This is a genomic window from Coprobacillus sp. (assembly GCF_984815275.1).
Window position 1 is genome coordinate 1 of the sequence record NZ_CFJNYH010000069.1, and the last position, 7,794, is coordinate 7,794.

The window sequence follows — 7,794 nt, forward strand, 5'->3', positions numbered from 1 at the left end:
CTTTTTTCTTACTACTTTCTTTGACGTGTTTTCTGTTTAGTTTTCAATGTCCTTGTTTTCGATTTGTCGCATCTCTCTCGAGCCGACTTCTATATCTTACACGAATATAATAAATAAGTCAACAACTTTTTAAATATTTTTTCATTTTTTTATAAATACTTTATTCAATAAAGAAAAAGGTTTCTCTTTAGGAGAAACCTCATGAAAAGTCAAGTTATAATTAACCTACTTTTTTGTATAAATCTACAAACTCTTGTGCCAAGTCAATAACTACTAATGCAGTCATTAAATGGTCTTGAGCATGAACCATTAATAAATTTAATGGAGCTTTTTCTCCTCTAATTTCTGCTTGAATTAATTCAGTTTGAGCATGATGTGCTTCATTTACTGTTTCTTTAGCTTGTTGTAAAGATTCTGCAGCCTTATCTAGATCTCCAGCTTTTGCATATTGAATTGCTTCAATAGCTGAGCTACGTGCACTACCACTATTAACGATAAGGTTAATTACTACTTGTTCTTGTTCATCCATTTTTATTTCTCCTTTGATAAGCAAAATTCAGATTTTATCTGTACACTTATTTTACCAAATTGATGAAGCAATTTCAACAACTATCATGAAATAATCAATTTATCTCGGCTTTAACAGTGAAAAGTGATGAAGTGCTTTCACAATTCCATCCTTATCTACATCATCAGTAATAAAATCTGCGACATGCTTTGCCTCAATTGCAGCATTCCCCATTGCAATGCCTAAACCAACTTCTGATAACATCTCAATATCATTACGACCATCCCCAAAAGCCACTGTATCTTGAATTGATCTATTGAGATGCTTCACTAACTCTAAAATTCCCTTAGCTTTTGATTCACCTCTTAAAGTCAGATCAAAAGAAAATTCACTTTGATGTCTTTGAATATTAAAATAAGGTGATAATGCATTCACCATTGGCTCTATATCCTCCTTAGAATTAATGACAATCATCCCAATATATGTTTCAATATTCTTAAAATCAAAACTATCAACTATCGTTTCGTCTTTCATTCCCCAATTGTCTTTAAATTCAATATGTTTAGGATTGGTTTTATTCAAAACATAAATATAATCATTTCCTTCAAAATAATATGCCATATTTCTTTCTAAACAAAGCTCATGTGTCTTTTGAATGGCTTCACTTGGAATTATATTTTTATAAACACATTTACCTTGGTATTCTACATAGGCTCCATTACAAGTTACATACCCACTGAATGGATAATCCATAACACCATCAACAATAAAGCATTTACAACGCCCAGTCGCTAAAAAAACATCATCTCCTTGTTCTTTTAATTGATCTAAAGCAGAACGAGTTGAAGTCTGAATCGAATAAATATCCTTATTACAATCGATTAAAGTTCCATCTATATCAAAGAAAAATAATTGTTTCATTATAATACCTCCATTACTTGCTATTCTAGCATATTCAAAATTATAAATAAAGATATCTCTTATTTCTAAAAGATATCTTTGATTCCTATTATTTTTTATTAATCATCTGTTGGATTTGGCACATTTGTATAAACTTGACTTCCATTAAAACCACTTATACATGTTCCATTTGTGTAACTTAAGATAAAATTATCTTTTGTTATCCATCCAGTACCAACTTCACCAGTTTCAGGATTTTTACCACTACTGACAAATCCCCCTACTCCGTTGATAACACTATTTATCTTTACCAATGGGCCATCCGTTTTCGCAAATGTTTGAATACATGCATTTTCAATTAAAACATTTTGACGATTAGGAACTTCAATAGCATTATCTAATTCAATGGCTGCTCCATTTGTATTAATGAAGACATTATATATACCTAATCCTACTGCATAGTGTTCCTTTACTTTATTTGCTACTTTATATGATGCATAGCCTTTCACTGTTCCATTATGGCTCATCCAATCACTCTGATTTTGAGGATCATAAGCCGTTTCATTCTGATAAAAATAGGTTGCTCCCTTTTCGCCATTCCATAATGTTGTGTAATCTTGGAAATGTTCATTAAACAAACCATAACATGTCACGCTATCACCATTAACAACAAGTCCATGTCTAGATTCATTTCCTTCCCAGCCAACTCCAGCTCCATGATCAGCACGCCAAATCCAGAAATGGTCTCCTATCACATTATCACTATTGATTTCTAAAGCTATATCTGCTTTTGTTAAACTTTTTGTTGTTCCACCAACTCTGAAAAACAAATCGGCAAGTAATGTTGGATTTTTTGAATGATCAATGTTCGATCCTGATTGACCCACTTTTAACAAATAATCTGAATATGTACCTGCATCAAAAATGATTCCTGCTAAAGTCACTCCATCAACATCAGCCACTTCCATAGCAGCATATGTATTATCTGGTATGATAGATGCCATTCCACTTCCCAATAAAATTGTATTTGGACGATTCACTTTGATAACTTCCTCAGCATGATAGATTCCTGGAGTAAAGAAGATGTGCTTACCATCATTTAACGCCTGATTAATCTCAGTTGCTTTATTCCCTTCTTTAGCAATGTAGAAATCATTTAAAGAAAGAGTTTTCCCTTTGCCCATATCTGATTCTGACCAACTTATCCCTTTTGTATTTTGATTAAGTTCAGGTACAAAAACCTTATATTCTCCATTCTCAAAATATAAAAATGGTTTTTCTCTTATCATTGGTGTGGTTGTAATATTTGTATAGCACTGTCTTGACCCATCACTATTAGCAATATCCCAATTGGTATAACCATTATTGTTCATCAATGGAGTTTTTAACTTGCTTTCCAACTCATTACAGTCAACACCTTGATAAAAAGCATTTAAAGTCACTCCATAAGTCCCACGTGTTATTTTATTATTTCTACTATAGAATTGTTGTTGTGAAAAAGATCCATATCCTAGCATATTTCCATTATCATTAAATCCTCCAGAAAAATAACTATCAGCTACATAACCACCTGATGCCCAACCATAATTCCAATCAAATTGTCCTGCCCGTTCTGAATATATCCTACGCAATGGAGCAGCTTGAGCCACTCCCCAATTGAACTTATCTGGACTCCATGAACTTGCATGCCCCTGATTATTTCCCGTATTAATAATAGAAAGGTTTTCTGCTGAACGCCAGAAATTACATGTTGCATTATTCCATTGTCCATCTGCATTTGGATCTTTATTTGGATTCCCATCTAAATAAGCTGGAACTTCCATATTATTTAATTTCACATCATATGGGCTCTTTCCTAAACCAGCCACTTGTGTATAAAACCCAATTTTCATACATTGTGTTTGTGTATAATCACCTGGCTTGAAATAGAACGAATATCGATTCTCATTAAACTGAGCATCATTAGCGTAATCATTTTGTCTGCTAAAAACTTCAGCAACAACCTGATCAATTTTTGAAATCTCATCAGTCGGAGCAAAAATAAACATATTCTCTCCAAACATAGTCGTTTCTAAAGATGTATATTCATCAGAAAGTTCTGATTGACCTTTATCATTTATAGCAACAACTTTATAATAATGACTATATTTATCATCGATTTGGCTAACCGTAAACTCTGTTGCCTGTTGAACTGTCGCAATCTTTTTATATCCTTCTTTATCAAATGCAGATCTGGCATGATAAATTGCATAAGCATTTGCTCCAGAAACAGCATTCCAATTTAACTTCAAGTTATTATCTTCTTGTATGCAAGATAGTCCTGTCACTTTATCTAGTCGTGTTGTCTCATTGTTAGTAACAAACTTTTGAGATTCACTTTGTGAATAAGGCGAATTTCCATTGACAGTTCGAATACTTACACTATATTCAGTTGCTTTTTTTAAACCGGATACTTTTAAAGAATTATGAATTGTTTCTTGGCTCACAATTTCTTTGGCATCTCCACCTATTGCTGTTGGAGTGACAACAACTTGATATCCAGTATACAATGTCTTCTCAACACCTTCCCATGTTATACTTACTGAGTTTTCTTCAACATTTGTAATATTAACATCAATCACACGAGATGGTCTTAGCGGCGTATGAACAATAAACTTCTCATTATCTGTGAGTTCACCATTATATCCTCGTTTTAACTTATTCTCAACTACTGAGTAATAAGACTTATTTTCTGAACTTTGAAATGAGATGGTCCCATCCCCATTAGGAACAACAATAATCGATTCCCACCCACTCGAAATAAGTGCATTATTCAAGAATACATAATCACTTGATCCTGTTTTCCAAGCCAATTCTGGATAAACCTTTGATTGAAAGTTAGTCACCTCTCTATTGTCAAAAGTACCATATCCAATCTGATTGAAACGGCAATCTTCAGGAATTTGACCATTCTCTTTTTGCCCATCAACAGTTAAAGCGTCTCCATTTTTCCCACTTGCTCTGATTAACTTTTGAGTCGCTTTACTCTCAAAATAAAGACTCGTATCACTATATTTAGCTTGTATAATATAAAATGAACTTGCTATATTTACATTATCCGTTAACTTCATTTGCTCTTGTTCATCAATATATACCCATTTTCCACTATAAGCTTTCAATTGAACTGCATCTTTATTCAAACTATCTTCAACTGCAGTCAAAGCCTCCCAACCACTAGGGGTAGAGGGTTTATTACCGTTACAATGAATAAATGCACTACTGCTATCCTGGCAAATCACTTGACCAGAAGCGCTATTGATAAATGTAATCAATTGGGGGTTATCACTGTTTGCCCAATACTTAAAGAGTGCACTTGCTGGTAATTCATTTCCATCTTTTCCTAAATTCTTTGTTATCATTGGTTCATTAGCATCAATTGCACTTTGAAGAACCTGTCCAGTTTTCGCATCAACTATGTAGCAATAACCGTCATTAGGTAAATATTCCTCTTTTGAAACATAAGTTGCTGCATAAACAGACATCGGTATCAACGATAAGATCATTGCTACCATTAAAAGCATAGAGATTAATTTCTTTTTTCCTTTCATATATCTTTCCTCCCTTTATCTCTGCTTTTACTTTATCATATAAACAAAGTCAGTAGAGATATTCTCCTCATTGTGGAACATGTTACCATCTTTGGTAACAAAAAAAGTGTATTTACATACACTTCATTGATGGATATGACGATATTTGTCAATTTTTGTAAGTTCCCTTGCGACTCTTTCAATTATATAAACAACAGGAACTTGAGTAGAGATGTTATATGTCTGTGGTAATATAATATTTTTGACACAATAGCAGATGCTTAAATCAGCCATTTTCTCTATAGTCGATTCTTGACTATCAGTAATAACAAGTATTTGATAATGTTTGTTTTGATAATGTTTAATCTGATCAATAACTTCTTTTGTTTCACCACTTACAGATAAAACAATAAGTACATTCTTATAATCATCATTTTGTGGTGCTGGATAAAATGGATCATCAATGCATTGACTGTAATATCCAATATTAGAAAAAAATCTCGCACCATATTTGCCTAACGCACCACTTGTTCCTATTCCCAAAAAAAGAATGTGTAATGATTGCGATATAATCTTAGCAAACTGAATAATTTTATCCTGAAATTCCTCACTCTTTGAAAACTCAAGAAACTCCGAAAGCATTTTGATTTCACTGTCCATTGTAGGTATCTTATTGTTTTCAACAAATTGTTTAAGCTCCCATTTAAATTCATTGAACCCCTCACAGCCACATTTTTGAGTAAAACGAAAAACAGTTGTTGTTGATACATGGCATTTTTCTGCAACTTGTCTAATATTCATTTTATAAATTTGCTCTACATTCTTGATAATATAATTATATATGCCTATTTCTGTTGTATTAAGACTTGCTATTTGCTGATATGTAAAAATCACAATTTCATCTCCCTCTTATAGCCTATTCTAGCACAGAGAAACAAAAAAAGGTATCCTGACAGATACCTTTTTAAATATTGAAAATTGATTATTCGATAACTTCTGAAACGTTACCAGCACCAACTGTTCTACCACCTTCACGGATTGAGAATTTAGTTCCGTTTTCAATAGCGATTGGAGCGATTAATTCAACTGTTAATTCAACGTTATCTCCTGGCATAACCATTTCTACACCTTCTGGTAATTCGATAACTCCAGTTACGTCAGTAGTTCTGAAGTAGAATTGAGGTCTATAGTTTCCGAAGAATGGAGTATGACGTCCACCTTCATCTTTAGATAAGATATACACTTGACATTTGAATTTTTTGTGTGGGTGTACTGATCCAGGTTTAGCTAATACTTGTCCACGTTGAATTTCTTCTCTGTTGACACCTCTTAATAATACCCCTACGTTATCTCCTGCTTCAGCATAGTCTAATAATTTACGGAACATTTCAATTCCTGTAGCAACTGTGTTAGCAGTATCATGAATACCAACGATTTCGATTGGATCATTTAATTTTAATTGTCCTCTTTCAACACGTCCAGTAGCAACTGTTCCACGTCCAGTGATAGTGAATACATCTTCAACTGGCATTAAGAATGGTTTATCAGTGTCACGAGTTGGAGTAGGAATATATGAATCTACAGCAGCCATTAATTCATGGATAGCTGGAACCCATTTTGGATCTCCTTCTAATGCTTTTAAAGCTGATCCACGGATGATTGGAGTATCATCTCCAGGGAATTCATATTCATTTAATAATTCTCTTACTTCCATTTCAACTAATTCGATTAATTCATCATCATCAACCATATCACATTTGTTTAAGAATACAATAATGTATGGTACACCTACTTGACGAGATAATAAGATATGTTCTCTAGTTTGAGGCATAGGACCATCTGTAGCAGCAACTACTAAGATAGCACCATCCATTTGTGCAGCACCAGTAATCATGTTTTTGATGTAGTCTGCATGGCCTGGACAGTCAACGTGTGCATAGTGACGAGTTTCAGTTTGGTATTCAACGTGTGCAGTGTTGATTGTGATTCCACGTTCTTTTTCTTCTGGTGCAGCATCGATAGCAGCATAATCCATTGCTTGAGCTTGTCCATCTTTAGATAATACTGTAGTGATAGCTGCAGTTAAAGTTGTTTTACCATGGTCAACGTGACCAATAGTTCCGATATTAACATGCGCTTTAGAGCGGTCAAATTTTTCTTTAGCCATTATAAGCTTCCTCCTATATAAGTTTGTTTAAATTTTTACATATACATTCTAAATGATTTACTACAAAAATGCAATAACTTTCATTAGAATTAATTGTTTCCACCATTTTTCTTAATGATTTCTTCTTTGATTGATTTTGGTACTGGTTCATAACGATCAAATTGCATAGTATAGTTTCCACGACCTTGTGTAAATGATCTTAAATCAGTAACATATCCAAACATTTCAGATAAAGGTACACTTGCTTGTACTAAAACAGCATTTCCTCTTTCTTCCTGTCCTTCAATCATACCACGTCTAGATGAAATATCACCCATAACGCTTCCTAAATATTCTGCAGGCGCAGTGATTTCAACAGCCATAATTGGTTCTAAGATAACTGGATCACATTTTTTACCAGCAGCTTTTAAAGCTAAACTTGCAGCAACTTTATATGCCATCTCTGATGAATCGACATCATGGTAAGAACCGTCGAATAATGTTGCTTTAATATCTAAGATTGGATATCCAGCAATCATACCGTTTTGTAAAGCATCTTCAAGACCAGATTTTACAGAACTGATATATTCTCTAGGTACTGTTCCACCAACAACAGCATCAACGAATTCAAATCCTTTACCTTCATTAGGTTCAAATTTGATCCATACGTGACC

General features: G+C 33.6%; 5 protein-coding genes and 1 pseudogene. All 6 read right to left on the bottom strand.

Annotation, left to right across the window (positions count from 1 at the left end; genetic code table 11):
• Positions 1 to 220: 220 nt before the first annotated feature.
• The gene (locus tag AC5M21_RS15450) at positions 221 to 529 is read right to left on the bottom strand and encodes a PTS sugar transporter subunit IIA (RefSeq protein WP_008789969.1); all 309 of its coding nucleotides are present in this window, start codon (positions 527 to 529) and stop codon (positions 221 to 223) included.
• 99 nt (positions 530 to 628) lie between these two features.
• Positions 629 to 1,429, bottom strand: coding sequence for an HAD family hydrolase (locus tag AC5M21_RS15455; RefSeq protein ID WP_008789970.1), 801 nt, complete (start codon positions 1,427 to 1,429; stop codon positions 629 to 631).
• A gap of 98 nt (positions 1,430 to 1,527) precedes the next feature.
• Positions 1,528 to 4,995: a pectate lyase-like domain-containing protein gene (locus AC5M21_RS15460; protein ID WP_117769095.1), complete on the bottom strand. Its 3,468-nt coding sequence runs from the start codon at positions 4,993 to 4,995 to the stop codon at positions 1,528 to 1,530.
• A 123-nt stretch (positions 4,996 to 5,118) separates the two neighbouring features.
• The gene (locus AC5M21_RS15465) at positions 5,119 to 5,868 is read right to left on the bottom strand and encodes a MurR/RpiR family transcriptional regulator (RefSeq protein ID WP_008789972.1); all 750 of its coding nucleotides are present in this window, start codon (positions 5,866 to 5,868) and stop codon (positions 5,119 to 5,121) included.
• Between the two features lie 88 nt (positions 5,869 to 5,956).
• Entirely contained in the window at positions 5,957 to 7,141 is a 1,185-nt protein-coding gene (gene tuf, locus AC5M21_RS15470) for an elongation factor Tu (protein WP_008789973.1), read from the bottom strand.
• A gap of 89 nt (positions 7,142 to 7,230) precedes the next feature.
• A pseudogene (fusA, locus tag AC5M21_RS15475) lies at positions 7,231 to 7,794 on the bottom strand (elongation factor G); the annotation flags it as partial.

Bases quoted from the DNA above. Each gene is read 5' to 3' on its own strand.
- AC5M21_RS15450 (WP_008789969.1), bottom strand. From the start codon at position 529: ATGGATGAACAAGAACAAGTAGTAATTAACCTTATCGTTAATAGTGGT.
- AC5M21_RS15455 (WP_008789970.1), bottom strand. From the start codon at position 1,429: ATGAAACAATTATTTTTCTTTGATATAGATGGAACTTTAATCGATTGT.
- AC5M21_RS15460 (WP_117769095.1), bottom strand. From the start codon at position 4,995: ATGAAAGGAAAAAAGAAATTAATCTCTATGCTTTTAATGGTAGCAATG.
- tuf (WP_008789973.1), bottom strand. From the start codon at position 7,141: ATGGCTAAAGAAAAATTTGACCGCTCTAAAGCGCATGTTAATATCGGA.